The 25,337-nt window shown below is 63.1% G+C and carries 33 protein-coding genes and 1 tRNA gene; 28 read left to right on the top strand and 6 right to left on the bottom strand.

What is annotated here, in order from left to right; all coding sequences use genetic code 11:
- Positions 1-37 precede the first annotated feature (37 nt).
- The 22 genes from AVAK2825_RS02680 to AVAK2825_RS02575 all read left to right on the top strand — a co-directional run bounded on the left by AVAK2825_RS02680 (position 38) and on the right by AVAK2825_RS02575 (position 14,559).
- Positions 38-346, top strand: coding sequence for a DUF2160 domain-containing protein (locus AVAK2825_RS02680; protein WP_284394146.1), 309 nt, complete (start codon positions 38-40; stop codon positions 344-346).
- Between the two features lie 113 nt (positions 347-459).
- The gene (locus tag AVAK2825_RS02675; protein ID WP_284394143.1) at positions 460-2,190 is read left to right on the top strand and encodes an ABC transporter substrate-binding protein; all 1,731 of its coding nucleotides are present in this window, start codon (positions 460-462) and stop codon (positions 2,188-2,190) included.
- 153 nt (positions 2,191-2,343) lie between these two features.
- Positions 2,344-3,936 carry a glycerol-3-phosphate dehydrogenase/oxidase gene (locus tag AVAK2825_RS02670; RefSeq protein WP_284394141.1) on the top strand — a complete coding sequence of 531 codons (1,593 nt, stop codon included), beginning with the start codon at positions 2,344-2,346 and terminating at the stop codon, positions 3,934-3,936.
- 194 nt (positions 3,937-4,130) lie between these two features.
- Positions 4,131-4,499, top strand: coding sequence for a 50S ribosomal protein L14 (gene rplN / locus AVAK2825_RS02665; protein ID WP_025596343.1), 369 nt, complete (start codon positions 4,131-4,133; stop codon positions 4,497-4,499).
- A gap of 9 nt (positions 4,500-4,508) precedes the next feature.
- The gene (gene rplX, locus AVAK2825_RS02660) at positions 4,509-4,829 is read left to right on the top strand and encodes a 50S ribosomal protein L24 (RefSeq protein WP_272549412.1); all 321 of its coding nucleotides are present in this window, start codon (positions 4,509-4,511) and stop codon (positions 4,827-4,829) included.
- Between the two features lie 9 nt (positions 4,830-4,838).
- On the top strand, positions 4,839-5,378 hold the full coding sequence (gene rplE, locus AVAK2825_RS02655; protein WP_272566913.1) for a 50S ribosomal protein L5: 540 nt from the start codon (positions 4,839-4,841) through the stop codon (positions 5,376-5,378).
- A gap of 8 nt (positions 5,379-5,386) precedes the next feature.
- On the top strand, positions 5,387-5,692 hold the full coding sequence (gene rpsN, locus AVAK2825_RS02650; RefSeq protein ID WP_272549410.1) for a 30S ribosomal protein S14: 306 nt from the start codon (positions 5,387-5,389) through the stop codon (positions 5,690-5,692).
- A gap of 20 nt (positions 5,693-5,712) precedes the next feature.
- Positions 5,713-6,108, top strand: a complete 396-nt coding sequence (rpsH, locus tag AVAK2825_RS02645; RefSeq protein ID WP_005793636.1) for a 30S ribosomal protein S8 — start codon at positions 5,713-5,715, stop codon at positions 6,106-6,108.
- A 24-nt stretch (positions 6,109-6,132) separates the two neighbouring features.
- Entirely contained in the window at positions 6,133-6,666 is a 534-nt protein-coding gene (gene rplF / locus AVAK2825_RS02640; protein WP_272566914.1) for a 50S ribosomal protein L6, read from the top strand.
- Positions 6,667-6,677: 11 nt separating this feature from the next.
- Positions 6,678-7,043 (top strand): 50S ribosomal protein L18, encoded by a 366-nt coding sequence (gene rplR, locus AVAK2825_RS02635; protein WP_272549407.1) that lies wholly within the window; start codon positions 6,678-6,680, stop codon positions 7,041-7,043.
- A 17-nt stretch (positions 7,044-7,060) separates the two neighbouring features.
- Entirely contained in the window at positions 7,061-7,579 is a 519-nt protein-coding gene (gene rpsE, locus AVAK2825_RS02630) for a 30S ribosomal protein S5 (RefSeq protein WP_272549406.1), read from the top strand.
- A gap of 14 nt (positions 7,580-7,593) precedes the next feature.
- Positions 7,594-7,776 (top strand): 50S ribosomal protein L30, encoded by a 183-nt coding sequence (gene rpmD / locus AVAK2825_RS02625; protein WP_056670941.1) that lies wholly within the window; start codon positions 7,594-7,596, stop codon positions 7,774-7,776.
- Positions 7,777-7,786: 10 nt separating this feature from the next.
- Positions 7,787-8,218 (top strand): 50S ribosomal protein L15, encoded by a 432-nt coding sequence (rplO, locus tag AVAK2825_RS02620; protein ID WP_272569571.1) that lies wholly within the window; start codon positions 7,787-7,789, stop codon positions 8,216-8,218.
- Positions 8,219-8,241: 23 nt separating this feature from the next.
- A complete protein-coding gene (gene secY / locus AVAK2825_RS02615) occupies positions 8,242-9,561 on the top strand; it encodes a preprotein translocase subunit SecY (RefSeq protein ID WP_284394099.1) in 1,320 nt (439 codons plus the stop codon).
- 149 nt (positions 9,562-9,710) lie between these two features.
- Positions 9,711-9,824: a 50S ribosomal protein L36 gene (gene rpmJ / locus AVAK2825_RS02610; protein ID WP_011793797.1), complete on the top strand. Its 114-nt coding sequence runs from the start codon at positions 9,711-9,713 to the stop codon at positions 9,822-9,824.
- Between the two features lie 22 nt (positions 9,825-9,846).
- Complete coding sequence (rpsM, locus tag AVAK2825_RS02605; protein ID WP_056670935.1) at positions 9,847-10,212, top strand: 30S ribosomal protein S13; 366 nt, start codon at positions 9,847-9,849, stop codon at positions 10,210-10,212.
- Positions 10,213-10,230: 18 nt separating this feature from the next.
- On the top strand, positions 10,231-10,635 hold the full coding sequence (gene rpsK, locus AVAK2825_RS02600; RefSeq protein WP_011793799.1) for a 30S ribosomal protein S11: 405 nt from the start codon (positions 10,231-10,233) through the stop codon (positions 10,633-10,635).
- Positions 10,636-10,724: 89 nt separating this feature from the next.
- Complete coding sequence (gene rpsD, locus AVAK2825_RS02595; RefSeq protein WP_272566916.1) at positions 10,725-11,348, top strand: 30S ribosomal protein S4; 624 nt, start codon at positions 10,725-10,727, stop codon at positions 11,346-11,348.
- 111 nt (positions 11,349-11,459) lie between these two features.
- The gene (locus tag AVAK2825_RS02590) at positions 11,460-12,452 is read left to right on the top strand and encodes a DNA-directed RNA polymerase subunit alpha (RefSeq protein WP_272549398.1); all 993 of its coding nucleotides are present in this window, start codon (positions 11,460-11,462) and stop codon (positions 12,450-12,452) included.
- A gap of 90 nt (positions 12,453-12,542) precedes the next feature.
- Positions 12,543-12,941 carry a 50S ribosomal protein L17 gene (gene rplQ / locus AVAK2825_RS02585; protein ID WP_284394017.1) on the top strand — a complete coding sequence of 133 codons (399 nt, stop codon included), beginning with the start codon at positions 12,543-12,545 and terminating at the stop codon, positions 12,939-12,941.
- Positions 12,942-12,966: 25 nt separating this feature from the next.
- Positions 12,967-13,043 (top strand) — tRNA-Met (locus AVAK2825_RS02580).
- A gap of 259 nt (positions 13,044-13,302) precedes the next feature.
- Complete coding sequence (locus AVAK2825_RS02575; protein ID WP_284394015.1) at positions 13,303-14,559, top strand: Hsp70 family protein; 1,257 nt, start codon at positions 13,303-13,305, stop codon at positions 14,557-14,559.
- 74 nt (positions 14,560-14,633) lie between these two features.
- Here AVAK2825_RS02575 and rsmI read toward each other — a convergent pair whose 3' ends face one another.
- Entirely contained in the window at positions 14,634-15,554 is a 921-nt protein-coding gene (gene rsmI / locus AVAK2825_RS02570) for a 16S rRNA (cytidine(1402)-2'-O)-methyltransferase (RefSeq protein WP_284394013.1), read from the bottom strand.
- On the opposite strand from rsmI, the gene AVAK2825_RS02565 reads away from it, so the two are divergent.
- The 3 genes from AVAK2825_RS02565 (at position 15,554) to AVAK2825_RS02555 (ending at position 17,311) form a co-directional block, all read left to right on the top strand.
- Positions 15,554-15,937: a YraN family protein gene (locus tag AVAK2825_RS02565; RefSeq protein WP_284394011.1), complete on the top strand. Its 384-nt coding sequence runs from the start codon at positions 15,554-15,556 to the stop codon at positions 15,935-15,937. The two genes, rsmI and AVAK2825_RS02565, sit on opposite strands and share 1 nt — an antisense overlap.
- Before the next feature lie 103 nt (positions 15,938-16,040).
- Positions 16,041-16,637, top strand: coding sequence for an SIS domain-containing protein (locus AVAK2825_RS02560; RefSeq protein ID WP_284394008.1), 597 nt, complete (start codon positions 16,041-16,043; stop codon positions 16,635-16,637).
- Complete coding sequence (locus tag AVAK2825_RS02555; RefSeq protein ID WP_487088864.1) at positions 16,634-17,311, top strand: BON domain-containing protein; 678 nt, start codon at positions 16,634-16,636, stop codon at positions 17,309-17,311. Before AVAK2825_RS02560 ends, AVAK2825_RS02555 begins: the two co-directional genes overlap by 4 nt.
- A 105-nt stretch (positions 17,312-17,416) precedes the next feature.
- Here the strand turns inward: AVAK2825_RS02555 and AVAK2825_RS02550 are convergent, their stop codons facing one another.
- The 4 genes from AVAK2825_RS02550 to AVAK2825_RS02535 form a co-directional block, all read right to left on the bottom strand.
- Positions 17,417-18,349 carry an NAD(P)-dependent oxidoreductase gene (locus tag AVAK2825_RS02550; protein WP_284394004.1) on the bottom strand — a complete coding sequence of 311 codons (933 nt, stop codon included), beginning with the start codon at positions 18,347-18,349 and terminating at the stop codon, positions 17,417-17,419.
- Positions 18,350-18,416: 67 nt separating this feature from the next.
- A complete protein-coding gene (locus tag AVAK2825_RS02545) occupies positions 18,417-19,553 on the bottom strand; it encodes a PilT/PilU family type 4a pilus ATPase (protein WP_272566929.1) in 1,137 nt (378 codons plus the stop codon).
- A gap of 33 nt (positions 19,554-19,586) precedes the next feature.
- Complete coding sequence (locus tag AVAK2825_RS02540; protein WP_284394001.1) at positions 19,587-20,222, bottom strand: cyclic nucleotide-binding domain-containing protein; 636 nt, start codon at positions 20,220-20,222, stop codon at positions 19,587-19,589.
- A 77-nt stretch (positions 20,223-20,299) separates the two neighbouring features.
- Positions 20,300-21,343 carry a type IV pilus twitching motility protein PilT gene (locus AVAK2825_RS02535; protein ID WP_092744851.1) on the bottom strand — a complete coding sequence of 348 codons (1,044 nt, stop codon included), beginning with the start codon at positions 21,341-21,343 and terminating at the stop codon, positions 20,300-20,302.
- A gap of 39 nt (positions 21,344-21,382) precedes the next feature.
- Between AVAK2825_RS02535 and AVAK2825_RS02530 the strand changes: the two genes are divergently transcribed.
- Positions 21,383-22,105, top strand: a complete 723-nt coding sequence (locus tag AVAK2825_RS02530; RefSeq protein ID WP_284393991.1) for a YggS family pyridoxal phosphate-dependent enzyme — start codon at positions 21,383-21,385, stop codon at positions 22,103-22,105.
- 92 nt (positions 22,106-22,197) lie between these two features.
- On the opposite strand, the gene AVAK2825_RS02525 is transcribed toward AVAK2825_RS02530, so the two are convergent.
- On the bottom strand, positions 22,198-22,476 hold the full coding sequence (locus AVAK2825_RS02525) for a methyl-accepting chemotaxis protein (protein ID WP_502870473.1): 279 nt from the start codon (positions 22,474-22,476) through the stop codon (positions 22,198-22,200).
- 139 nt (positions 22,477-22,615) lie between these two features.
- On the opposite strand from AVAK2825_RS02525, the gene AVAK2825_RS02520 reads away from it, so the two are divergent.
- Both AVAK2825_RS02520 and AVAK2825_RS02515 read left to right on the top strand, forming a co-directional pair.
- On the top strand, positions 22,616-24,007 hold the full coding sequence (locus AVAK2825_RS02520; protein ID WP_284393989.1) for a TackOD1 domain-containing metal-binding protein: 1,392 nt from the start codon (positions 22,616-22,618) through the stop codon (positions 24,005-24,007).
- 4 nt (positions 24,008-24,011) lie between these two features.
- Positions 24,012-25,337 carry a glycosyltransferase family 2 protein gene (locus AVAK2825_RS02515; RefSeq protein ID WP_284393987.1) on the top strand — a complete coding sequence of 442 codons (1,326 nt, stop codon included), beginning with the start codon at positions 24,012-24,014 and terminating at the stop codon, positions 25,335-25,337.

Raw genomic sequence — 25,337 nt, 5'->3', positions numbered from 1 at the left:
CCGGCAGGAAGCGCCGCAGGCGCTCAGGGAGGTACCCATGTTTGAGTGGATGGCCTGGACCACGCCGGTGGCCGTTTTCTTCCTGTGCATCGTGATCATGCTGGCCGGCATGACGGTGTGGGAAATCAAATCTCCGACCACGCTGCGGCGTGGCTGGCTGCCGCTGGCGACGACGCGCGGCGACCGCCTCTTCATCGGCCTGCTGGCCGCCGCCTATGTGAACCTGGCCTTCGTGGGCATCAGCGGGCACCTGGTGCAGTGGTTCTCGCTGTCGGCCGAGCCGTCGATCTGGATCAGCTTCGTGCTGTCGATGGCCTTGCTGGTGCTGATCCTGCGCAAGGGCTGACGGCACGGTTGCCGGGAGTTTTTTCTGCCGCCGGTCCGACCCATCCCCCGGACCCGGCGGCCGCTGGAATGCAAAGGGGAGTCGATTCAACTGACTATCAGGAGACAAGCACTATGAAGATGCAGTATTCGGCGCTGGCGTTGGCCGTCGCGGTCCTGGCCGGCAACACGGCCATGGCGGGCGAGGCGGAAGCCAAGAAGTGGGTGGACAGCGAATTCCAGCCGTCCACGCTGGCCAAGGACCAGCAACTGGCCGAGATGAAGTGGTTCATCGACGCGGCCAAGAAGCTGCAGGCCAAGGGCGTGAAGGAAATCTCGGTGGTGTCGGAAACCCTGACCACGCACGAGTACGAGTCCAAGACGCTGGCCAAGGCCTTCGAGGAGATCACCGGCATCAAGGTCAAGCACGACCTGATCCAGGAAGGCGACGTGGTCGAGAAGCTGCAGACCTCGATGCAGTCGGGCAAGTCGATCTATGACGGCTGGATCAGCGACTCCGACCTGATCGGCACGCACTACCGCTACGGCAAGATGATGAACCTGACCGACTACATGTCGGGCGCCGGCAAGGAGTTCACCAACCCTGGCCTGGACCTGAAGGACTTCATCGGCACCAAGTTCACCACCGCGCCGGACGGCAAGCTCTACCAGCTGCCCGACCAGCAGTTCGCCAACCTGTACTGGTTCCGCGCCGACCTGTTCGAGCGCAAGGACTTGAAGGACAAGTTCAAGGCCAAGTACGGCTACGACCTGGGTGTGCCGCTGAACTGGAGCGCCTACGAAGACATCGCCGAATTCTTCAGCAACGACGTGAAAACCATCGACGGTAAGGCCATCTACGGCCACATGGACTACGGCAAGAAGGACCCCTCGCTCGGCTGGCGCTTCACCGACGCATGGCTGTCCATGGCGGGCGCTGCCGACATCGGCACGCCCAATGGCCTGCCGATCGACGAATGGGGCATCCGCGTGGCGGCGGACAAGTGCACGCCCGTGGGCGCCTCGGTGTCCCGCGGCGGCGCGACCAACTCGCCCGCGGCCGTGTACGCGCTCACCAAGTACGTGGACTGGATGAAGAAGTACGCGCCCAAGGAAGCCATGGGCATGACCTTCGGCGAATCCGGCCCCGTGCCCGCGCAAGGCCAGATCGCCCAGCAGATCTTCTGGTACACCGCCTTCACCGCCGACATGGTCAAGCCCGGCCTGCCCGTGGTGAACGCCGACGGCACGCCCAAGTGGCGCATGGCGCCCGGCCCCAACGGCCCGTACTGGAAGCCCGGCATGCAGAACGGCTACCAGGACGTGGGATCGTGGTCGTTCTTCAACGGCCATGACGCCAACAAGACGGCCGCCGCCTGGCTCTACGCCCAGTTCGTGACTGCCAAGACCGTCTCGCTCAAGAAGACCATCGTGGGCCTGACGCCCATCCGCGAGAGCGACATCCAGTCCAAGGCCATGACCGACATGGCGCCCAAGCTCGGCGGCCTGGTCGAGTTCTACCGTAGCCCGGCCCGCGTGGCTTGGTCGCCCACCGGCACCAACGTGCCCGACTACCCCAAGCTCGCGCAGCTGTGGTGGAAGAACGTGGCCCAGGCCGTCACGGGCGAGAAGACCCCGCAGGGCGCCATGGACACGCTGGCCGACGAGATGGACCAGGTCATGGCCCGCCTGGAGCGCGCCGGCATGGCCCATTGCGCACCCAAGCTCAATCCCAAGGGCGATCCTGCCAAGTGGCTGAGCGACAAGGCCGCCCCCTGGGCCAAGCTGGCCAACGAAAAGCCCAAGGGCGAAACCATTGCCTACGACCGCCTGCTGCAGGCCTGGAAGGACGGCAAGGTGCGCTGACCCGGCAGGATGGGCCGGCGCCCACGCACCGCCGGCCTGATTTGCCCACCTCCCGCCCTCGTCCTTGTCTGCAAGGGCCTGGGCGGATTTGTTTTTTGCGGTGAATCAAGGGTTAACCCTTGGTTTTTCCGAGACGCATGGACAATCGATCCCATGAATACCGTGACCACCCCCCTGTACACCAAGCGCTCCGAACTGCTGGCTCGGCTGGCCGAGCCCCGCCTCTATGACCTGGCGGTGATCGGGGGCGGCGCGACAGGCCTGGGTGTGGCGCTGGACGCCGCCGCGCGGGGCTTCAGCGTGGTCCTGGTGGAGTCGCACGACTTCGCCAAGGGAACCTCCTCCCGCGCCACCAAGCTGGTACACGGGGGCGTGCGCTATCTGGCGCAGGGCAATATCTCCCTCGTGCGCGAAGCGCTGCACGAGCGCACCACGCTGCTGAACAACGCCCCCCACTTGGCACAGCCGCTGCCTTTCGTGATGCCGTCCTACCGCTATTGGGAAACGCCGTTCTACGGCGTGGGGCTCAAGGCCTATGACGTCCTGGCGGGCAAGGCCGGCCTGGGCGCCACCGAATTCCTGGGCCGGGAAAGCACCTTGCGCCTGCTGCCCACGGCCCGCAAGGAAGGGCTCAAAGGCGGGGTCAAATACTGGGACGGCCAGTTCGACGACGCCCGGCTGGCGCTCGCCTTGGCCCGCACGGCGGCGCAGCGCGGGGCCTTGCTCGTCAACTACTGCTCCGCGCGCGATCTGGTGCACGAGGCCGGCAAGGTGGCGGGTTTCACCTGCGAGGACCGCGAAACCGGCACCACCTATACCGTGCGCGCGAAATGCGTGGTCAATGCCACCGGTGTGTGGGTGGACGCTTTCCGCCAGCAGGATGCCGCGGCGCTCGGGCGCCCCGCCAAGCCCATCGTGGCACCCAGCCAGGGCGTGCACATCGTGGTGGACCGCGAGTTCCTGCCTTCCGACCATGCGCTCATGGTGCCCAAGACGGCCGATGGCCGGGTGCTGTTTGCCGTGCCGTGGCTGGGCAAGGTCATCCTGGGGACGACCGACAGCCCCCGCCAGGACCTGGCCCGCGAGCCCTTACCGTTCAAGGAGGAAGTGGCGTTCATCCTTAGCGAATCTGCCCGCTACCTGACCCGGGCACCGGCCCCTTCGGACGTTCGCAGCATCTGGGTCGGATTGCGTCCTCTGGTCAAGCCGCAGGACGACGACGGTGACAACACGAAGAGCATCAGCCGCGAGCACACCGTGATCGCCAGCGCGAGCGGACTGGTCACCGTCACCGGCGGAAAATGGACCACATACCGCGCCATGGCGGAGGACGTGTTGCAAAAATGCTTCACTGCGGGGTTGCTGACGGAGCGCCCGAGCGGCGTGACGCGCCATCTTCCCCTCGTGGGCTCGCCCCAGCAGGTGGTGCAGCACCGCATCAGCGCGCCCCAAGGCCTGCACTCCTATGGCAGTGAGGCATCCTTCATCGACGGCCTGCCAGGCGCGGACGCCGCGCTGTCAGAGGGGCTGACCGAGGCGATGGTGCGATTTGCCGCCCGCTACGAGTACGCCCGCACGGTGGAAGATGTGCTGGCCCGCCGCAGCCGGATGCTTTTCCTGGATGCGGCCCAAGCCGCTCGTCTGGCCCCGCGCGTGGGTGAGATCCTGCGCGAGGAGCTCGGCCTCGACCCCCAACTGGAGGTGTTTCAGGCGTTGGCCCGGCAGTATTTGGACGTCCCGTTGTGAAGTGCTTGACGCCAGTTGCGCTTTTTGACAAAATCGAGGGCTTCGCGTTTCAAGCGCGAGGTTTCTGCCCAGCGGGAAGTGCTGCAAATGGTTTGCGGCATGGACGACGGGCCCAAGACTGATTGGCTGATCTTCAGCCCTTGAGACGTTCTCTGGGGCTGTCAATCCTGCCGGTGCAAGTTGGGAATATTGAAATGATCCAGACAGAATCTCGGTTAGACGTTGCCGACAACACCGGCGCGAAGTCCGTCCTGTGCATCAAGGTGCTGGGTGGTTCCAAGCGTCGCTACGCCAGTGTCGGCGACATCATCAAGGTGAGCATCAAGGAAGCCGCTCCGCGTGGCCGCGTCAAAAAGGGCGAGGTCTACAGCGCAGTGGTGGTTCGTACGGCGAAGGGTATTCGCCGTGGCGACGGTTCGCTCGTCAAATTCGATGGCAACGCAGCAGTGTTGCTCAATGCAAAGCTGGAGCCCATCGGCACCCGCATCTTCGGGCCCGTGACGCGTGAACTGCGTACCGAGAAGTTCATGAAGATCGTGTCCCTGGCTCCTGAAGTTCTCTGAGGACGCGCCATGAACAAGATTCGCAAGGGCGACGAAATCGTTGTGCTCACCGGGCGCGACAAGGGCAAGCGCGGCACGGTGTCGCTGCGCAAGGATGACTCCTATCTGGTCATCGACGGCATCAACCTGGTCAAGAAGCATGTCAAGCCGAACCCCATGAAGGGTACGACCGGCGGCATCGTGGAAAAGGCCATGCCGATCCATCAGTCCAACGTGGCCATCTTCAATGCGGCTACCGGCAAGGCTGATCGTGTAGGTATCAAGGTGCAGGCTGATGGTGCGCGCGTTCGCGTGTTCAAGTCCAGCGGCGCTGAAATCAAGGCGGCCTAAGGAGTCAACATGGCACGACTGCAACAACACTACCGCGAAAAAATCGCCCCCGAACTCGCCAAGCAGTTCGGTTACACCTCTCCGATGCAAGTCCCTCGGCTGACGAAAATCACCCTGAACATGGGTGTGAGCGAAGCCGTGTCGGACAAGAAGGTGATGGACAACGCTGTCGCCGATCTGACCAAGATCGCTGGCCAGAAGCCCGTGGTGACCAAGGCCAAGAAGGCCATCGCCGGTTTCAAGATCCGCGAAGGCCAGGCCATCGGCTGCATGGTCACCCTGCGTGGCGTTCAGATGTACGAATTCCTGGATCGTTTCGTGACCGTGGCTCTGCCCCGCGTCCGTGACTTCCGCGGTATCTCTGGCCGGGCTTTCGATGGCCGTGGCAACTACAACATCGGTGTCAAGGAACAGATCATTTTCCCTGAAATCGAGTACGACAAGGTGGATGCCTTGCGCGGTCTCAACATCAGCATCACCACGACGGCACGTAGCGATGAAGAAGCGAAGGCGCTTCTCGCTGGTTTCCGTTTCCCGTTCAAGAACTGAGGCAGCGTATGGCTAAAGTAGCTTTGATCCAGCGCGAACTGAAGCGCGAAAAATTGGCCGCCAAGTACGCAGCAAAGTATGCGGAATTGAAGGCAGTTGCCAGCGACATGAAGCGCAGCGATGAAGAGCGTGAAGCAGCCCGTCTGGGCCTGCAAAAGCTCCCACGCAACGCCAACCCCACGCGTCAGCGCAACCGTTGCGAAATCACCGGTCGCCCACGTGGCACGTTCCGCCAATTCGGTCTGGCTCGCGCAAAGATCCGTGAACTGGCTTTTGCCGGCGACATCCCTGGTGTCACCAAGGCCAGCTGGTAAGCGGGCAGGAGAGATACAACATGAGCATGAGTGATCCCATCGCTGACTTGCTGACCCGCATTCGCAACGCGCAAATGGTGTCCAAGGCAACCGTGCTGGTGCCGTCTTCCAAAGTGAAGATCGCCATCGCACAAGTGCTGAAGGACGAGGGTTATATCGACGGCTTCCAGGTCAAGACCGAAGCCGGCAAGTCCGAACTTGAAATCGCACTGAAGTACTACGCCGGTCGTCCGGTGATCGAGCGTATCGAGCGCGTGAGCCGTCCTGGCCTGCGTGTGTACAAAGGCCGTGATTCCATCCCGCAAGTCATGAACGGTCTGGGTGTGGCAATTGTCACGACGCCCAAGGGCGTGATGACCGATCGCAAAGCGCGCGCTACCGGTGTCGGCGGCGAAGTGCTTTGCTACGTCGCTTAAACGTGGCATTGAGGAGTAACTGAAATGTCCCGCGTAGGAAAAATGCCGGTGACCATCCCCGCAGGTGTGGATGTGTCCATCAAGGACGACCAGATCAATGTGAAGGGTACGGGCGGCACGCTGTCGCTGACCCAGAGCGCGCTTGTGAAGGTCTCCATCAAGGACGGCAAGCTCAGCTTTGAGCCTGTCAACGAGTCCCGTGAAGCGAATGCCATGAGTGGCACGATCCGCCAGTTGGTGAACAACATGGTGGTGGGTGTTAGCAAGGGCTTCGAAAAGAAGCTGAACCTGATCGGCGTGGGCTACAAGGCCCAGGCTGCAGGTGCCAAGCTGAATCTGAGCGTGGGTTACTCGCACCCCGTGAACTTCGAAATGCCTGCTGGCATCACGGTTGCGACTCCGACCCCGACCGAAATCGTGATCAAGGGTGCCGACCGCCAGCGCGTCGGCCAATTGGCCGCTGAGATCCGTGCCGTTCGTCCGCCCGAGCCCTACAAGGGCAAAGGCATCCGTTATTCGGACGAAAAAGTCACGATCAAAGAGACCAAGAAGAAATAAGGAGCTGCAACATGTTGACCAAGAAAGAGCAGCGTCTTCGTCGTTCGCGCCAGACCCGCATTCGCATTGCGCAGCAAGGCGTGGCGCGTTTGACGGTGAACCGCACGAACCTTCACATCTACGCCAGTGTTATCTCCGGCGACGGCAGCAAGGTCCTGGCCAGCGCATCGACGGCAGAAGCCGATGTGCGCAAGTCCCTCGGTGGCTCTGGCAAGGGTGGCAATGCCACCGCTGCCCAGATCATCGGCAAGCGCATCGCTGAAAAGGCGAAGGCGGCCGGCATCGAGAAGGTTGCATTCGATCGTGCAGGTTTTGCCTATCACGGCCGCGTCAAGGCTTTGGCCGACGCTGCACGTGAAGCTGGCCTGCAGTTCTAAGCGGAGCGAAATACAAAATGGCTAAATTTCAACCCAAAGTGCAGAGCGAAGGTCAGGACGACGGTCTGCGCGAAAAAATGATCGCGGTGAACCGCGTGACCAAAGTCGTGAAGGGCGGCCGTATTCTCGGTTTTGCCGCACTGACTGTGGTCGGCGACGGTGATGGCCGCGTCGGCATGGGTAAGGGCAAGTCGAAAGAAGTGCCTGCAGCCGTGCAAAAGGCAATGGAAGAAGCTCGCCGCAATCTGGTGAAGGTGTCGCTCAAGAACGGCACCATCCACCATCAAGTGACGGGCCACCATGGTGCTGCACACGTGATGATGGCTCCCGCCCCCAAGGGTACGGGCATCATTGCGGGCGGCCCGATGCGTGCTGTGTTCGAAGTGTTGGGCATCACCGACATCGTGGCCAAGAGCCACGGTTCGTCGAACCCCTACAACATGGTCCGCGCAACGTTCGATGCGCTGGTGCATTCCACGACCCCCTCGGAAGTGGCAGCCAAGCGCGGCAAGTCGGTCGAAGACATCTTCGCCTGAACGGAGTTGAGCAAATGACTACGCAACAAACCGTCAAGATTCAACTGGTGCGCAGCCCGATCGGCACCAAAGAATCGCACCGTGCCACCGTACGCGGCCTGGGCCTGCGCAAGCTGAACAGCATCAGCGAACTGCAGGACAGCCCTGAAGTGCGCGGCATGATTAACAAGATCAGCTATCTGGTCAAAGTCCTCTGAGAGGTTGATGATGGAACTCAATAGCATCAAGCCTGCAGACGGAGCCAAGCATGCCAAGCGCCGCGTTGGTCGCGGTATCGGTTCTGGTCTGGGCAAGACCGCGGGTCGCGGTCACAAGGGTCAAAAATCGCGTTCTGGCGGTTACCACAAGGTGGGCTTCGAAGGCGGTCAAATGCCTCTGCAGCGTCGCTTGCCCAAGCGCGGCTTCAAGTCCCATCTGCTGAAGTTCAATGCAGAAGTGACCCTGACGGCGCTGGACCAACTGGGTCTTGCTGAAGTCGACCTGCTGGCGCTCAAGAGCGCCGGTTTGGTGGGCCAGCTGATCAAGGTGGTGAAGGTCATCAAGAGTGGCGAACTGAGCAAGTCGGTCAAGTTGACCGGCATCGGTGCAACGGCGGGCGCGAAAGCGGCCATCGAAGCTGCCGGCGGCAGCCTGGCTTGAATACGTTCTGAAGGAACGCATCCGTGGCTACTAACGCAGCTCAAATTGCGAAAACCGGTAAGTTCGGCGATTTGCGTCGCCGGCTGGTTTTTCTGCTGCTGGCGTTGGTCGTGTACCGCATCGGAGCGCACATTCCCGTGCCGGGCATTGATCCGGCGCAGCTGCAACAGCTGTTCAGTGGCCAGCAGGGTGGCATTCTGAACCTGTTCAACATGTTCTCGGGTGGAGCGCTGTCGCGCTTCACGGTTTTCGCTCTGGGGATCATGCCGTATATCTCGGCGTCGATCATCATGCAGCTGATGACCTACGTCGTTCCGACGTTCGAGCAGCTGAAGAAGGAAGGCGAAGCAGGGCGGCGCAAGATCACGCAATACACGCGTTATGGAACGCTGGGTTTGGCCATATTCCAGTCGCTGGGCATCGCTGTGGCACTGGAGAGTTCCGCAGGGCTGGTGCTGAGTCCCGGTTTCGGGTTTCGCATGACGGCCGTGGTGAGCTTGACGGCTGGCACGATGTTCCTGATGTGGTTGGGTGAGCAGATCACAGAGCGTGGCTTGGGCAACGGGATTTCGATCCTGATCTTCGCAGGTATCGCTGCAGGGCTGCCGAGTTCTATCGGTGGATTGCTGGAGCTGGTGCGCACAGGTGCGATGAGCATCCTGGCTGCGATTTTCATCGTGCTGATCGTGGCTGCAGTGACCTATTTCGTCGTGTTTGTCGAAAGAGGTCAGCGAAAGATTCTCGTGAATTACGCGAGGCGCCAGGTGGGCAACAAGGTGTATGGCGGGCAATCGTCGCATCTGCCTTTGAAGCTCAACATGGCCGGGGTGATTCCGCCGATCTTTGCTTCGTCGATCATTTTGTTGCCGGCCACGGTGGTGAACTGGTTCAGCGCGGGTGAGTCGATGCGTTGGTTGCGTGACATTTCTGGAGCGCTGACCCCGGGTCAGCCGATCTATGTGATGTTCTACGCAGCAGCCATTGTGTTCTTCTGCTTCTTCTACACCGCATTGGTGTTCAACAGCCGGGAGACTGCAGACAACTTGAAGAAGAGTGGTGCCTTCATTCCTGGGATTCGTCCTGGAGAACAGACGGCTCGCTACATCGACAAGATCCTGGTTCGCTTGACGCTGGCTGGAGCGGTGTACATCACCTTTGTGTGCTTGCTTCCCGAGTTCATGATCTTGAAGTACAACGTGCCGTTCTATTTTGGTGGCACCTCTTTACTGATCATTGTGGTGGTCACCATGGACTTCATGGCCCAGGTGCAGAACTACATGATGTCGCAGCAGTACGAGTCGTTGCTCAAGAAGGCCAACTTCAAAGCAACGCTTGGCAGCTGAGTCAGTCACAAGTGGAATCTTGGCAAATGCGCTATAGTGGCGGGTTGGCCTTGGTGGATACGGTTTATTGATGCCTCCGAGTCATCGCGGGCGCAAATTGTGTTCCGCGCAGTGGGCCGGGACGAAAAGACGAGTTTTAGGAGAATGAAATGAGAGTTTCGGCTTCGGTCAAGAAAATCTGCCGCAACTGCAAGATCATCCGCCGCAAAGGTGTGGTGCGCGTGATCTGCACGGACATGCGCCATAAGCAGCGCCAAGGTTGATTGAAAGTATTAGAGGACGCATATGGCACGTATCGCTGGCATTAATATTCCGCCGCATCAGCATGCTGAAATCGGCTTGACCGCCATTTTTGGCATCGGTCGCACCCGCGCTCGCAAGATCTGCGAAGCCTGTGACATCGCTTATTCCAAGAAGATCAAGGATCTGACGGACGGCGATCTCGAAAAGATTCGCGATCAGATCGCGCAGTTCACCATCGAAGGTGATCTGCGTCGCGAAACCACGATGAACATCAAGCGCTTGATGGACATTGGCTGCTACCGCGGCTTCCGGCATCGTCGCGGTCTGCCCATGCGTGGTCAGCGTACGCGCACGAATGCTCGTACCCGCAAGGGGCCGCGCAAGGGTGCTGCGGCGCTGAAGAAGTAAAAAGATTGAAAGATCAACATGGCAAAGTCTCCCGCCAATAACGCTGCACAGCGCGTTCGCAAGAAGGTTCGCAAGAACGTTTCGGACGGTATCGCGCACGTGCATGCTTCGTTCAATAACACCATCATCACGATCACCGATCGCCAAGGCAATGCCTTGTCCTGGGCGTCGTCGGGTGGTCAAGGTTTCAAGGGTTCGCGCAAGTCCACGCCGTTCGCTGCACAGGTTGCATCCGAAGTCGCGGGTCGTGCTGCCATTGAACAAGGCATCAAGAATCTTGATGTCGAGATCAAGGGCCCAGGTCCTGGTCGTGAATCGTCGGTGCGCGCGCTGGGCGCCCTGGGTATCCGCATCACGTCGATCTCTGACGTGACGCCGGTTCCCCATAACGGCTGCCGTCCGCAAAAGCGCCGTCGCATCTAATTTTTATAAGCCCACCGCCACCTGATTGCTTTAGCAGCAGGTGGCTCCCGCAATGATGTTGCGGAAGATGACAATCCAAGGAAGCTCAAGTGGCACGTTACCTCGGCCCCAAGGCCAAACTCTCCCGCCGTGAAGGCACTGACCTGTTCCTGAAGAGCGCTCGCCGCTCTATCGCGGACAAGGCCAAGTTCGACTCCAAGCCAGGTCAGCATGGCCGCACCTCCGGTGCTCGCACGTCCGACTATGGTCTGCAACTGCGCGAAAAGCAGAAGGTCAAGCGCATGTATGGCGTGCTGGAAAAGCAATTCCGCCGCTATTTCGAAGCCGCTGATCGCCGCAAGGGCAACACCGGTGCCAACCTGCTGTTCCTGCTGGAATCCCGCCTGGACAACGTGGTGTATCGCATGGGCTTCGGTTCCACGCGCGCAGAAGCACGCCAACTTGTTTCGCACAAGGCCATCACGGTGAACGGCCAATCCGTCAACATCGCCTCGTACCTCGTCAAGACGGGCGATGTGGTGGCTGTGCGTGAAAAGTCCAAGAAGCAAGGTCGCGTGGTCGAAGCCTTGCAGCTGGCCCAGCAAGTGGGTATGCCAGCTTGGGTGGAAGTGAATGCCGACAAGGCCGAAGGTATCTTCAAGAAGGTCCCGGATCGTGACGAATTCGGCGCTGACATCAACGAATCCCTGATCGTTGAACTCTATTCGCGCTAAGCATTTAGCGCACATTCGAGAAAATTGTTCCTATACCGCGAGGCATCGCGGTATAGGCGCTTCACCAGCCTTACCGGTGTAACGAGCTGGGGGTATTGAGAGGAAGTCTGAATGCAAACCAATTTGCTGAAACCCAAGGCGATCAATGTCGAGCAGCTTGGCCACAATCGTGCCAAGGTCGCGTTGGAGCCCTTTGAGCGCGGCTATGGCCACACTCTGGGCAATGCCATTCGCCGTGTTCTTCTCTCGTCCATGGTGGGTTACGCAGCAACGGAAGTCACGATCGCAGGTGTCTTGCACGAGTATTCATCCATCGATGGTGTGCAGGAAGATGTTGTCAACATCTTGTTGAATCTCAAGGGCGTGGTGTTCAAGCTCCACAACCGCGATGAAGTCACGCTGAGCCTTCGCAAGGACGGTGAGGGCGTGGTCACGGCGCGGGATATCCAGACGCCCCATGACGTTGAAATCGTCAACCCGGATCACGTCATTGCCCATCTGTCGCAGGGCGGCAAGCTGGACATGCAGATCAAGGTAGAAAAAGGCCGTGGCTATGTGCCGGGCAATCTGCGCCGTTATGCCGACGAATCGACGAAGTCGATCGGCCGCATTGTGCTGGATGCATCTTTTTCTCCGGTCAAGCGCGTGAGCTACACCGTGGAAAGCGCCCGCGTCGAGCAGCGCACCGATCTGGACAAGCTGGTTGTCGAAATCGAGACCAATGGTGCCATTACGGCGGAAGATGCCGTGCGAGCATCCGCCAAGATTTTGGTGGAGCAACTGGCTGTGTTTGCGCAGCTCGAGGGCGGCGAATTGGCGGCATTCGATGCGCCGGCAGGCCCTCGCGGCAGTGCAACTTTCGATCCGATCTTGCTGCGCCCTGTGGACGAGCTGGAATTGACGGTGCGCTCTGCCAATTGCCTGAAGGCCGAGAACATCTACTACATCGGTGACCTGATCCAGCGCACCGAGAACGAGTTGCTGAAGACGCCTAATCTGGGCCGTAAGTCGCTCAATGAAATCAAGGAAGTCTTGGCTTCCCGTGGTTTGACTCTGGGAATGAAGCTGGAAAACTGGCCACCTGCAGGCCTGGACAAGCGTTAAGTTATAATTCTGGGCTCCCTCGATGGGAGCCAGTGCCTTGGGCAGTACCTGATACGGCTGCTCGATTTAATTACTTATAAGGAAAGCACCATGCGCCACGGACACGGCCTTCGTAAACTCAATCGCACCAGCTCGCACCGACTCGCGATGCTGCAGAACATGATGAACTCGCTCATCGAGCACGAGGCCATCAAAACTACGCTGCCCAAGGCCAAGGAACTGCGCCGTGTGGTGGAACCCATGATCACCCTGGCAAAGGAAGACACTTTGGCCAATCGCCGCTTGGCATTCGATCGCCTGCGTGATCGTGACAGCGTGACCAAGCTGTTCAACGTGCTCGGCCCCCGGTTCAAGGCACGTCCAGGCGGCTACACGCGCATCCTGAAGATGGGTTTCCGCGTGGGTGACAATGCACCTATGGCGTATGTCGAATTGGTTGATCGTGCAGAAGAATCTGCAGAAACCTCAAATGCTTCTGCAGAAGCATAAAAGTAGGTTATAATTTATCTCTTGCCGCGCGATGGAGCAGTCTGGTAGCTCGTTGGGCTCATAACCCAAAGGTCGGAGGTTCAAATCCTCCTCGCGCAACCAATAAAGCGGAAACGCTCTCAAAAAAGCCCACTAAACAGTGGGCTTTTTTGTTTTTTGTCGTTTAACTCACTGGATAAATACTGATAGAGAGCTTTAGCTAGCCTCTAGTCAAGCGGGTGAAGCACTGCATCTTTCATCGATCCAGAGGCTTCGTGTTGGCGCGCTGCAACGCTAAGAAGGTGTGTTTGCCAACAGCTTCTCGATGCTCTGATGCCGTCTTATCCATCCAGGGGTTGATGCCCATCTCTCCTTGTTCACGATGACATCCTCAGAAGAAACCACGCTTGGCATTGATTTCGGCACCTCCAATTCCGCCATGGCGCTGAGACGGGGCCGGGGCGTGGCCACATTGCTGCCGTTGGAAGGGGCCGCAACCACATTGCCGACCGCCCTGTTCTTCAACACGGAAGACCATCGAACACACATCGGGCGCGATGCCGTGGCGCATTACCTCGCAGGCACCGAAGGGCGGCTCATGCGGTCGCTGAAAAGCCTTCTGGGCAGCGCGCTGCTGCAGGACAAGACGGCGGTGTACCAGAACATGGTGAGCTATCAGGACATCATCGCGCTGTTTTTGCGCACGTTGGCGGGACAGGCCCGGCAAGCGCTGGGTGCGATGCCGGACCGCGTTGTCATGGGGCGGCCTGTCCACTTCGTGGATGGCGACGAAGCGCGTGATGCGCAGGCGGAAGACGCCTTGCGGCAGGCGGCCTTGGATGCCGGGTTCACCAATGTCTCCTTCCAACTGGAGCCCATCGCGGCGGCGCTGGACCATGAACAGCGGATCACACAGGAATCGTTGGTGCTGGTAGTGGACATTGGCGGGGGGACCTCGGATTTCACCGTCGTGCGCCTCGGCCCCGAACGTGCTCTGCTGGCCGATCGCAGTTCCGACGTGCTGGCCACTTCCGGGGTGCACTTGGGTGGGACCGATTTCGACCAGCGGTTGAGCCGGGCTCAGGTCATGCCGCTGCTCGGTTTGCGCCACATCGGACCCAGTGGTCGGGAGGTCCCCAGCCGCGTGTTCTTCGATCTATCGACATGGCACCTGATCCAGTGGCTGTACAGCGCCAAAGCCCTGAGGGAAGCGCAAGCCCTTCGGACCGACTATGCAGACCTTCGCCTGCACGACCGATTGATGGAGGTGCTCAACGAGCGATGGGGGCACCGTTTGGCCAATGCGGTGGAGCAGGCCAAGATCGCGGTGTCGCAAAACAGCGCTGAAGAACTAATCGTGCTGGATTGGCTCGAATCCGATCTGCAATCCTTCATTTCACCCGATGTTCTGGAGGCGCAACTGGAAGGGCCTTTGCAGCAGATCGTGGATTGCGCCCAGGAATGCCTGCGCAAGGCCGGACTGGATGCCGATGGCATCGATGCCATTTATCTCACGGGTGGCTCTTCTGCATTACGTCCACTGCGTACCGCGTTGAAGAAGGCCTTCCCACACGTGACTCAGATGGAAGGCGACCTGTTCGGCGGCGTGGCGTCCGGACTTGCGTACACGGTCGGCTAACGGACTTGCTTGCAGGGGGATGCGTTCACCATCGCCAGTGGCTGCATTGCATCGCTTGGCATGTGCCAGGTCCGCTAGGCCTGTGCTCCACCTTCCTGCTTGAGCGCCAAAGCCGATTGGTACAGGGCATTGCGCGATGCCCCTGTGATCTCGGCCGCCAGGCGGACGGCGGTCTTGAGCGGGAGTTCCTGCATCAACAACTTCAGCACGCGCAGGCTGTCGCCATCGTCCTGCGCTGCCTGCACCGGATGCAACAGCACCACGAACTCGCCCCGCGAGCGTTGTGGTCCGCTGGCCAGCCAGGCGGGCAGGGCATGGGCGGGCTGGGTGGCAATTTCTTCGAACTGTTTGGTCAGCTCCCTGGCGAGCGTGACCTGCCGTTCTCCCAGGATGACAAGGGCCTGTGCCAGTTCGGCGATGCGGTGCGGGGCCTCCAGCAGCACCACACAGCGGGTTTCCGTGGCGAGCTGCTGCACTGCCGTTGCCCGCTCACCGCTCTTGGTCGGAAGAAATCCGGCAAAAAGAAAACCTTCGGTCCCCTGGGCCACGGCGCCTGCTGCGCTGAGTGCCGAGGTCACGCTGCTCGCCCCTGGCAGTGGCACGGCGCGCAACCCTGCTGCATGCACGGCAGCGACGATCCGCGCCCCCGGATCGCTAACACCCGGGGTGCCCGCGTCACTGGCGTAGGCCACCCGCTGCCCCGCGCGCAAACGCTCCACCACCGCATGCGATGCCTCGGCCTCGTTGTGCTGGTGCACCGCCAGCAATTGGCTGCCGGGTTTTTCTATGCCGTAGGCACGCAGCAGCGCCTGAGTGTGGCGGGTGTCTTCGCAGGCGATGGTGTCGGCCAGTTGCAGCACGTGCAGCGCCCGCAGTGTGATGTCGGCCAAGTTGCCGATGGGCGTGGCCACCACGTACAGAGCCCCTTGCGGATAATGCTGCGCAGCCGCCGCGTCGCGTGCGGCGTTCAGGGCTGAAGCGAAAGAGGCGCTCAATGAGATTCCTTGGGAAAAAACCGGTGGCCACCACGCGCGTGGTCGGCAATGCTGCCGAAGACCTCGCGTTGGCCCACCTGCAAGCCGCTGGACTGCGGCTGGTCGAGCGCAATTATCGAACGCCCGGGCGTGGCGGCGGCGAGATCGATCTGATCGTGCGGGATCGCGATGGCACGGTGGTGTTCGTGGAAGTGCGAAGCCGCGCCAGCAGCGCGTTTGGCGGCGCGGGTGCCAGCATCGGCCGGACCAAGCAGCAGCGGATCGTGTTCGCCGCCCGCTGCTACCTGATGCGCCTGCCTGCACCGCCGCCATGTCGATTCGATGCGGTCCTGGTGGAAGGCGATTCAGTGCAGTGGCTGCGTGGCGCCTTCGAGGCGCAGTAACGCTTCGAGCCCTTGGTTGGAGTCAAACAGGATGCAGTGTTTTACGCCTGCCGTCCATGGTTGACCCAAACGGCGCCGACCCCCCGGGTATCATCTTTGTCTCATGCTAGAGCAACGCATCCAACAGCATTTCATCGACAGCGCCGACCTCAAATACCAGTCCGCGCAGACCCTGAGCCATCCCATCGCTTCCGCTGTGCAGGCCATCCTCGCCTGCGTCACCAGCGGCGGCAAGGTGCTTGCCTGCGGCAGCGGCCCGGCCGCGGCGCAGGCGCAGCAGTTTGCGGCACTGTGCGTGGCCGGGTTCGAGCGGGAGCGGCCGGAACTGGCCGCCATGGCACTGGCGCCCGACGCGATCTGGACCCCCGCAGACCTGGAGGGCCCGGACATCGACGCGCTGGCGCGCCAGGTGCGCGCGCTCGGGCACGCGGGCGATGTCCTGCTGGCACTGTCGGAGTCCGGCAATGACCTGCCGCTGCTGGCCGCATGCGATGCAGCGCATGAAAGAGACATGACCATCGTCGCCCTCTCGGGCCGCAGCGGCGGCCGGCTGGCCGGCATGCTGCGCGAGACCGACGTCTTGATCGCCGTGCCCCACGACCGCGCCGCACGCGTGCGGGAGGTGCATTCGCTCGTCCTGCACTGCCTGTGCGACGGCGTGGACGCCCAATTACTTGGTGAACAGGAGATACCGCTATGAGCTTCCCGATGACCCGATTGACCCGATTGACTTGCACCCTGCTGGCCGTGGGCGCCTTGGGGGCGGCCCTCTCGGCATGTGCTCCGCTGGTGGTAGGCGGCGCTGCCGTCATGGGCAGCATGATGGCGTCGGACCGGCGCACGACGGGCACGCAGGTGGAGGACGAAGGCATCGAACTGCGTGCCTCCAACCGCATTCGCGACACCTTCGGCGACCGCGTCCATGTCAATGTGACCAGCTACAACCGGCAAGTGCTGCTGACGGGCGAAGTGCCGACCGCGCAGGACAAGGAAAAACTCGAGCAGACCGCGTTGGCCGTGGAGAACGTGCGCTCGGTCGTCAACGACCTGGCCGTGATGCCCCCCAGTTCCCTCACGCAGCGTTCCAATGACACGCTGATCACCGGCAAGGTGCGCGCAAGCTTTGTCGATGCCAAGGACCTGTTCGCGAGTGCCTACAAGGTGGTCACCGAGCGCGAGACGGTGTACCTCATGGGACGCGTGACGCAGCGCGAGGCGGACCGGGCCTCCGACATTGCCCGGGGCGTGAACGGCGTGCGCAAGGTCGTGCGCGTGTTCGAGATCATCACGCAGCAGGAACTGGAGCGTGGCTTCGCGCAGCAGCGTCCCGCGCCGGTCACCACGGACGCTTCGCCCAACGTGCCGGTCCGCTGAGCGTCGGCTGCCAGCGAGTTCGTCAAGAAGCGGTTCCGACACCGGACCGCTGGCCACCGCCACGAAGGCGCGGCCCGGGGCGGCCGGGCTGAGCGATCGGTTCTTTTATCCGTTCGTTTTCTGGCGCCCCAGCCGCGTGATCAAGCTGGAGGTGTCCCACCGGGCGCCGCCGTGCTGCTGCACATCGGCATAGAACTGGTCCACCAGCGCTGTGACCGGCACGCGTGCGCCGTTGCGGCGGGATTCGTCGAGGACCAGGCCGAGGTCCTTGCGCATCCAGTCCACGGCGAAGCCGAAGTCGAAGCGGCCCTCCACCATGGTCTTGCCGCGGTTGTCCATCTGCCAGCTCTGTGCGGCCCCTTTGCCGATGACATCCAGCACCAGTGGCATGTCGAGCCCGGCATGCTGGCCGAAGGCGATGGCCTCCGATAGGCCCTGCACGATGCCGGCGATGCAGATCTGGTTGACCATCTTGGCCAACTGGCCTGATCCGCTGTCGCCCACGCGGGTGAAGGCCCGAGAAAAGGCCAGCGCCGTGGGCTTCACGCTTTCGAAGGTGCCGGCGTCGCCGCCGCACATCACGGTCAGCTGGCCGTTCTGGGCCCCGGCCTGGCCACCGGACACGGGGGCATCGATGAACTGCAGTCCCAGCGTGCGCGCCGCGCCGTACAGCTCGCGAGCGACCTCGGCCGATGCCGTGGTGTGATCGACGAAGACCGCGCCGGGCTGCATGCCGGCGAATGCGCCGTCGGCACCCAGCGTGACGGAACGCAGATCATCGTCGTTGCCGACGCAGCAAAAGACGATGTCCGCCCCCTGGGCCGCTTCGCGCGGCGTGGGGGCGTGCCGGGGCGCGGCGCTGCCCGCGAACTCCTCGCACCAGGCGGCCGATTTCGCGGCGGTGCGGTTGTACACGGTGACGGAGTGGCCGGCGTGGGCGAGGTGCCCTGCCATGGGGTAGCCCATGACGCCCAGGCCGAGAAAGGCGACCTTGCGTGAAGGCGTGGCATCGTAGCTGCGGGGATTCGTGCTGGGCATGGGAGAGGGCTCCATTTCAGAAAAAAGAAAACCCGCCGGGCAAGGGCGGGTGGTGGGGCGACTGGCGTCAGACGATGGCGAAGTGCTCGGTGCCCGAGGCCAGGTCGGTGGTCTTGGCGCGCTGGCTGCCCAGCTTGATCTGCAGGCGCAGGTCGTTCAGCGAATCGGCATTGCGCAGCGCGTCTTCGTAGGTGATGACGTTGGCCTCGAACAGGTCGAACAGCGATTGGTCGAAGGTCTGCATGCCGAGGTTCCGGCTCTTCTTCATGATCTCCTTGATCTCGGCGACTTCGCCCTTGAAGATCAGGTCGGCGATCAGAGGGGTGTTCAGCATCACCTCGACCGCGGCGGCCCGGCCCTTGCCATCCTGCTTGGGGATGAGGCGCTGGGAGATCATGCCGCGCAGGTTGAGCGAAAGGTCCATGAGGAGCTGCGCGCGCCGCTCTTCCGGGAAGAAGTTGATGATGCGGTCCAGCGCCTGGTTGGCGCTGTTGGCGTGCAGCGTGGCCAGGCACAGGTGGCCGGTTTCTGCGAAGGCGACCGCATGCTCCATGGTTTCGCGGTCGCGAATCTCGCCCATCAGGATGACGTCCGGCGCCTGCCGCAGCGTGTTCTTGAGGGCGGCTTCCCAGCTGTCGGTATCGAGCCCGACCTCGCGCTGGGTGACCACGCAGTTCTTGTGCGGATGCACGAACTCGATCGGGTCTTCCACGGTGATGATGTGGCCGAACGAGTTCTCGTTGCGCCAGTCCACCATCGCCGCCAGCGTGGTCGATTTGCCCGAGCCCGTGGCGCCCACCAGAATGCAAAGGCCCCGCTTGGTCATCGTGACTTCCTTGAGCACCTGCGGCACGCCCAGCCCGTCGATGGTCGGCAGCGTGAGCGGAATGGTCCGCAGCACCATGCCGACGCGGCTTTGCTGGATGAACGCATTCACGCGGAAGCGCCCGATGCCGGCAGGCGAGATGGCGAAGTTGCACTCCTTCGTGCGCTCGAAGTCCGCCACCTGCTTGTCGCTCATGATGGCGCGCGCCAGCGTCAGCGTGTGGGCGGGTGTGAGCGGCTGGGGCGACACCTTGGTGACCTTGCCGTCCACCTTGATCGCGGGCGGAAACTCGGCCGTGATGAACAGGTCGCTGCCGCCGCGGCTCACCATGAGCTTGAGCAGATCGTTGATGAATTTACTGGCCTGATCGCGTTCCATCAGCTCTCCCTGGGGTGGTTGCAGCGCGGTGCGTCATTTCTGGCTGTCGGACAGGCGGGCGCTCACGACGCGAAGGCGCAGCGAGAGCTTGCGTGCCAGCAGGGCCACCAGGCTGGCGGCCAGCTGGGGGTCCTTGGTCATCATGTCGTCCATGGCCTCCGCGCTGAGCACCGCGATCTCGCAGTCGGTCAGCGTGGTGCAGGCCGAAAAGCGGATACCGCTGTCCAGCAGCGACATTTCGCCCAGGATATCGCCGGGACGGGTTTCCGCCAAGCGCAGGTGCTCGCCCCAGGGCTGCACGCGATCGACGGCGATCGTGCCGGTGAGCAGCACCACCATGAAGTTGCCGTACTCGTCCTGGCGGATCACATCGCGGTTGAGCGCGACGGCCGCAAACTCGAAGAAGCGCTCCATGCGCTCGACGGCGTCCCGGTCCAGGTGCGCCATGTATTTGTCCTTGGACCACAGCGCCTGCAGCAGCTTGCCGCCGCGGCTGGCGGCCATGCGCCTGGCGCCCACCTCGACGGCACGGGCTTCCCAGGGCACCAGCATGGCGTCGTCCACGCCTTGTCCGGCGAAGGCGGTGGTGAAGAAGACGGAGTCGCCGCCTTCTTCCGCCGCTTTGCCGCCGCGGGTCTTGGCCTTCAACAGGCCGAGGATGCCTTTCATAGGGGATGCTCCGGTGTGCCGCCTGGAAAAGGCCGCGAATCTCTGGGGTGGGTGGACGGTGGGGGATGCGGTGTGCATCAACCCGGGAAGTTGTCGGGGATCTTCGCCTTGCCCCGCGCCTCGGCCGGGCTGATGACGTTGCGCCGGACCAGATCGGTCAGGTTCTGGTCGAGGGTCTGCATGCCGGCGCTGCTGCTGGTCTGGATGGTGGAGTACATCTGCGCCACCTTGGCCTCGCGGATCAGGTTGCGGATGGCGCTGGTGCCCAGCATGATCTCGTGCGCCGCGACACGGCCCTGGCCGTCCTTGGTCTTGCACAGCGTCTGCGAAATGACGGCCTGCAGCGACTCGGACAGCATGGCCCGCACCATTTCCTTTTCCTCGGCGGGGAACACGTCAATGATCCGGTCGATGGTCTTGGCGGCGCTGGAGGTGTGCAGCGTGCCGAACACCAGGTGGCCCGTTTCCGCAGCCGTCATGGCCAAGCGGATGGTTTCCAGGTCTCGCATTTCGCCCACCAGGATGGCGTCCGGGTCTTCGCGCAGGGCCGACTTGAGGGCGGCCGCGAACGACAGCGTCATCGGCCCGACCTCGCGCTGGTTGATCAGGCACTTCTTGGATTCGTGCACGAACTCGATCGGGTCCTCCACCGTGAGGATGTGGCCGTATTCGCTTTCGTTCAGGAAGTTGACCATGGCCGCCAGCGTGGTGGACTTGCCCGAGCCCGTGGGGCCGGTGACCAGCACCAGGCCGCGCGGCTTCAAGGCCAGTTCGCCGAAGATTTTGGGGGCGTTGAGCTGCTCCAGCGTCAGGATCTTGCTCGGAATGGTCCGGAACACGGCGGCCGCGCCGCGGTTCTGGTTGAAGGCGTTGACGCGAAAGCGCGCCAGGCCCTCGATCTCGAAGGAAAAGTCCACTTCCAGGAACTCTTCGTAGGCCTTGCGCTGCGCATCGCTCATGATGTCGTAGACCATGGCGTGGACGGTCTTGTGGTCGAGCGCATCGACGTTGATGCGCCGCACGTCGCCGTGGACCCGGATCATGGGTGGAAGGCCCGCCGACAAGTGCAGGTCAGAAGCCTTGTTCTTCACGCTGAATGCCAGCAGTTGGGTGATGTCCACGGGGTCCCTCGGTCGTTTGGTACGCTCAGAGGAATCATTATGACGACGATTGGTAACAACCTCCAACAGGTTCTTGGGCGCATCGCGCAGGCCTGCGCCGCGGCCGGGCGCGACCCCGCCAGCGTGCGCTTGCTGGCCGTTTCCAAGACCTTCGGCGACGACGCCGTGCGCCGTGCCGCCGAGGCCGGGCAGCGCGCGTTCGGCGAGAACTACATCCAGGAAGGCGTGGCGAAGATCGCCGCGCTGCGGGGCGGCGCCATACCCTGGGCGCCGCCTCTGCAGTGGCATTGCATCGGTCCCGTGCAGAGCAACAAGACCCGGCACGTGGCCGAGCATTTCGACTGGGTCCACACCGTGGACCGCGAAAAGATCGCGCAGCGCCTGTCGGAGCAGCGGCCCGCCGGCCTGGCGCCGCTGGACGTGTGCATCCAGGTGAATGTGGACGGCGGTGCGACCAAGGCGGGCGTGCCACCGGCAGAGGCCCGGGCTCTGGCACAGGCTGTTGCGCGGCTGCCACGGTTGCGGCTGCGGGGCCTGATGAGCATTCCGGACGTGGCCCCCGATTTCGCCGCGCAGCTGGCGGTCCATGCGGCGGCGAAGGCGCTGTTCGACCAGATCCGGGGGGAGGGTGGCGAGGGCTTCGCGGCGTTCGACACGCTGTCGCTGGGCATGACCACCGACCTGGAGGCCGCGATCCACGCGGGGAGCACCCTGGTGCGGGTCGGCACGGGCCTCTTCGGCACCAGGGCGGCCCCCGCCTGACGCCTGAGGCCTGAGGAAGGGGCCGCGCCACGCTCAGGCCCGGCGTGACCAGCCCAGTGGCGGCGACGAACCGGCCTCGGCGTGTTCCTGATTCAGCCGGAACACCCCACGGCCTGTAGCAGGGCGCTGGTGCAGTCCTTCATGCCGCTGGCGGACGCCGCCATCTGCACGACCACGCTGCCGTTTTGCTGGGTGACCTGGTCCATCTGCGACACCGCCTTGCCGACCTGGGCGACGCCCATCGCCTGCTCGTTGCTGGCCGCGCTGATTTCCTGCATGAGGTCCGTCACGCGGCAGATGGACGACACCACCTCCGTCATGGTGGCCCCGGCCTTGTTCATCAGCACGCAGCCCTGCTCGATCCGCTGCACGCTGGCGGAACTCGCCGGCGCTTGCAAAGGGTTGCACAGCACTGGCTTGCGGACGGCCTTGTCCTACCGGGTGCGGGAAGGCCCACTCTTAGAATGCGGCCGGCCATGCTCTATGGCGTAACGCGAATGGATAGTTGTTTTGAATGTTGAAATCACGCCGGCCGTGGCGTTGGAAACGATGGTGGTGCTGCGGCCTTCCGGGCAGTTGGCGGCCGGCGAGTCGAGGGCCAGGGCCTGGAGTGCATGGGAGGCCTTCGCGGACTCTGGCGCGGAGCCCCTGGGGTTCTACCTGGACGGCTGGGAGGGCGATGTCCCCGCCGCGCTGGCGGCGCAATTGCGCGCCAGCGTCTGGTGGGACCGCCCGCTGTTCGTGGCGCCCGGCGATGCGGCCCCGCCCTGGCTGGCCGATGGCGCCGCGCCGTATGCCGCCGCCCTGGCCGCCAGCGAGCTGTGCCTGGCCGTGCGGCGCAGCCTGCCGCTCGATCCTGCGGCCCTGCATTTCGACGAGCGGGTGCTGTATTTCCTGTGCCTGCGCGACGGCGCCCAGTTGCAGCCGCAATGCGACCGCGCCAGCCTGGCGCTCTATCGCTACCCGATGGTCGAGGCGCTGGCCCGGCCCGGCGACGATGCCGATGCGTGCCTGGCCGGCCTCACGCGGCGCCGGCTGCTGGAGCCCGCCGAGCTGGTGGACCGCACGCGGCACTGCCGCACCTGCGGCAGCGCGCACATCCACTACCTGGACGTGTGCCCGCACTGCACCAGCATCCACATCCGCAAGTCGCCCTCGCTGCATTGCTTCGCCTGCGGCCACGTGGCCCCCGAGGCCGACTTCCATGCGGATGGCGCGCTCTCGTGCCCCAAGTGCAACGCCATGCTGCGGCACATCGGCGTGGACTACGACCGGCCGCTCACGCAGTACGCCTGCGGCAGCTGCCACCACGTGTTCGTGGAGACCCAGGTGGTGGCCCGCTGCCTGGACTGCCGCACCACGGCCGAGCCCAGCACGCTGGATGTGCGCGAGATCTCATCACTGCGCCTGAGCCCGCAGGGCCGCGCCGCGCTGCGTGCCGGGCAGATCCAGGAATCGTTCGCCGCGCTCGACTCCGCGCACTACGTGCCGCCCGCCGATTTCCGCCGCATGCTCGACTGGGCGCTGGCCACGCATGCGCGCCACGGCGAGATGCGTTTCGCGCTGATGCTGGTGGAGTTCCAGAACGCGGCCGAGGTGATCGAACGCGAAGGCGCCTCGCGCGTGTTCCTGATGCTCGACGAGTTCGCGCGGCGCCTGCACGAACTGCTGCGCACCTCGGACATCACCACGCGCACGCAGGAGGAATGCCTGTGGCTCTTCCTGCCGTTCTCCTCGCCCGAGGGGCTGGCCACGCGCCTGCAGGCGTCGCTCCAGGGCGCGGGCGGCGGCGCGGCCGCGATGCCGCTGCGCACGCGCATCCGGCACCTGGAGGTGCCGGGCGGCCTGCGCTCCGGCGAGCAGGCCGCGGACCTGATGGCGCGGCTGCGCGACGGGGCCTGAACGCATGTGGGAGCAGGTGGTGTTCGCGTTCGTCACGCTGTTTTCCAGCGCGACGCACCAGTCGTGGGTGGAGCTGGCGCTCAAGTTCTTCCCGTTCGTGGTGCTGCTGGAGGCGCCGTTCTTCCTGCTCGTGTGCGCGGGCATGGTGAAGTACGGCCTGCGCGAACACCGGCCCTACCTGCAGCGCGAGCGCTATCCGCGCGTGTCCTGCGTCATCACCTGCTACTCCGAGGGCGACGACGTGCGCAAGACCATCCAGTCGCTCGCCCAGCAGATCTACCCGGGCTTCATCGAGATCATCGCCGTGGTGGACGGCGCGGTGCAGAACGAGCCCACGCTGCGTGCGGCCCGCGGCGCGCGCGAACTGCTGGCCGGTGCGCGCCGGCGCGCGCTGGTGGTGCTGCCCAAGTGGCAGCGCGGCGGCCGCGTGTCGTCGCTGAACGCCGGCCTGTCGATCGCCAGCGGCGAGATCGTCATGGCGCTGGACGGGGACACCTCGTTCGACAACGACATGGTGCGCAATGCCACGCGGCACTTCGACGACCCCGGCGTGGTGGGCGTGGCCGGCAGCCTGCGCGTGCGCAACGCCCGCCGCTCGCTGGCCGCGCGCATGCAGGCGCTGGAATACATGCTGTCCATCGGGGCGGGCAAGACGGGGCTTTCGGAGTTCAATATCGTCAACAACATCTCCGGGGCGTTCGGCGTGTTCCGCGCCAGCTTCATCCGCAACCTGGGCGGCTGGGACGCGGGCACCGCCGAGGACCTGGACATGACGATGCGCATCAAGCAGTACTTCGGGCGCCATCCGGGCCTGCGCATCGTGTTCGACCCGCACGCCGTGGGCCACACCGATGCGCCGGACACCTGGCGCGTGTTCTTCCGCCAGCGCCTGCGCTGGGACGGCGACATGTTCTACATCTTCATCCGCAAGTTCCGCCTGAACCTGCGGCCGCGCCTGCTGGGCTGGCGCAATTTCCTCTTCGTGGTGGTGAACGGCCTGGTGATGCAGGTGCTCATGCCCTTCCTCATCGTGGCGTACACCGGCGTGATGCTGTTCACGCTGCCGGTGGGGGCGGTGCTGGGGGTGCTGGGGTTCGTCTACGCGGTGTACCTGGCGGCGCTGCTGTTCTATTTCCTGCTGTACCTCGTGGCCGTGTCCGAGCGGCCCCGGCACGACGCGGCCTACCTGCGGTTCCTGCCGCTGTTTCCGCTCTTCGCCTTCGTCAACCGCGTGCACTGCACGTTCTCGATCCTGCAGGAGGTCTTCCTGAAGACCCACCTGGACTCCGCGATGGCCCCCTGGTGGGTGCTGCGCAAAACCAAGTTCTGA

The organism is Acidovorax sp. SUPP2825, assembly GCF_030158995.1.
Lineage (GTDB): Bacteria > Pseudomonadota > Gammaproteobacteria > Burkholderiales > Burkholderiaceae_C > Paracidovorax.
Note: the sequence above shows the minus strand (reverse complement) of the source record. Positions and strands in the feature narration are given on the sequence as shown.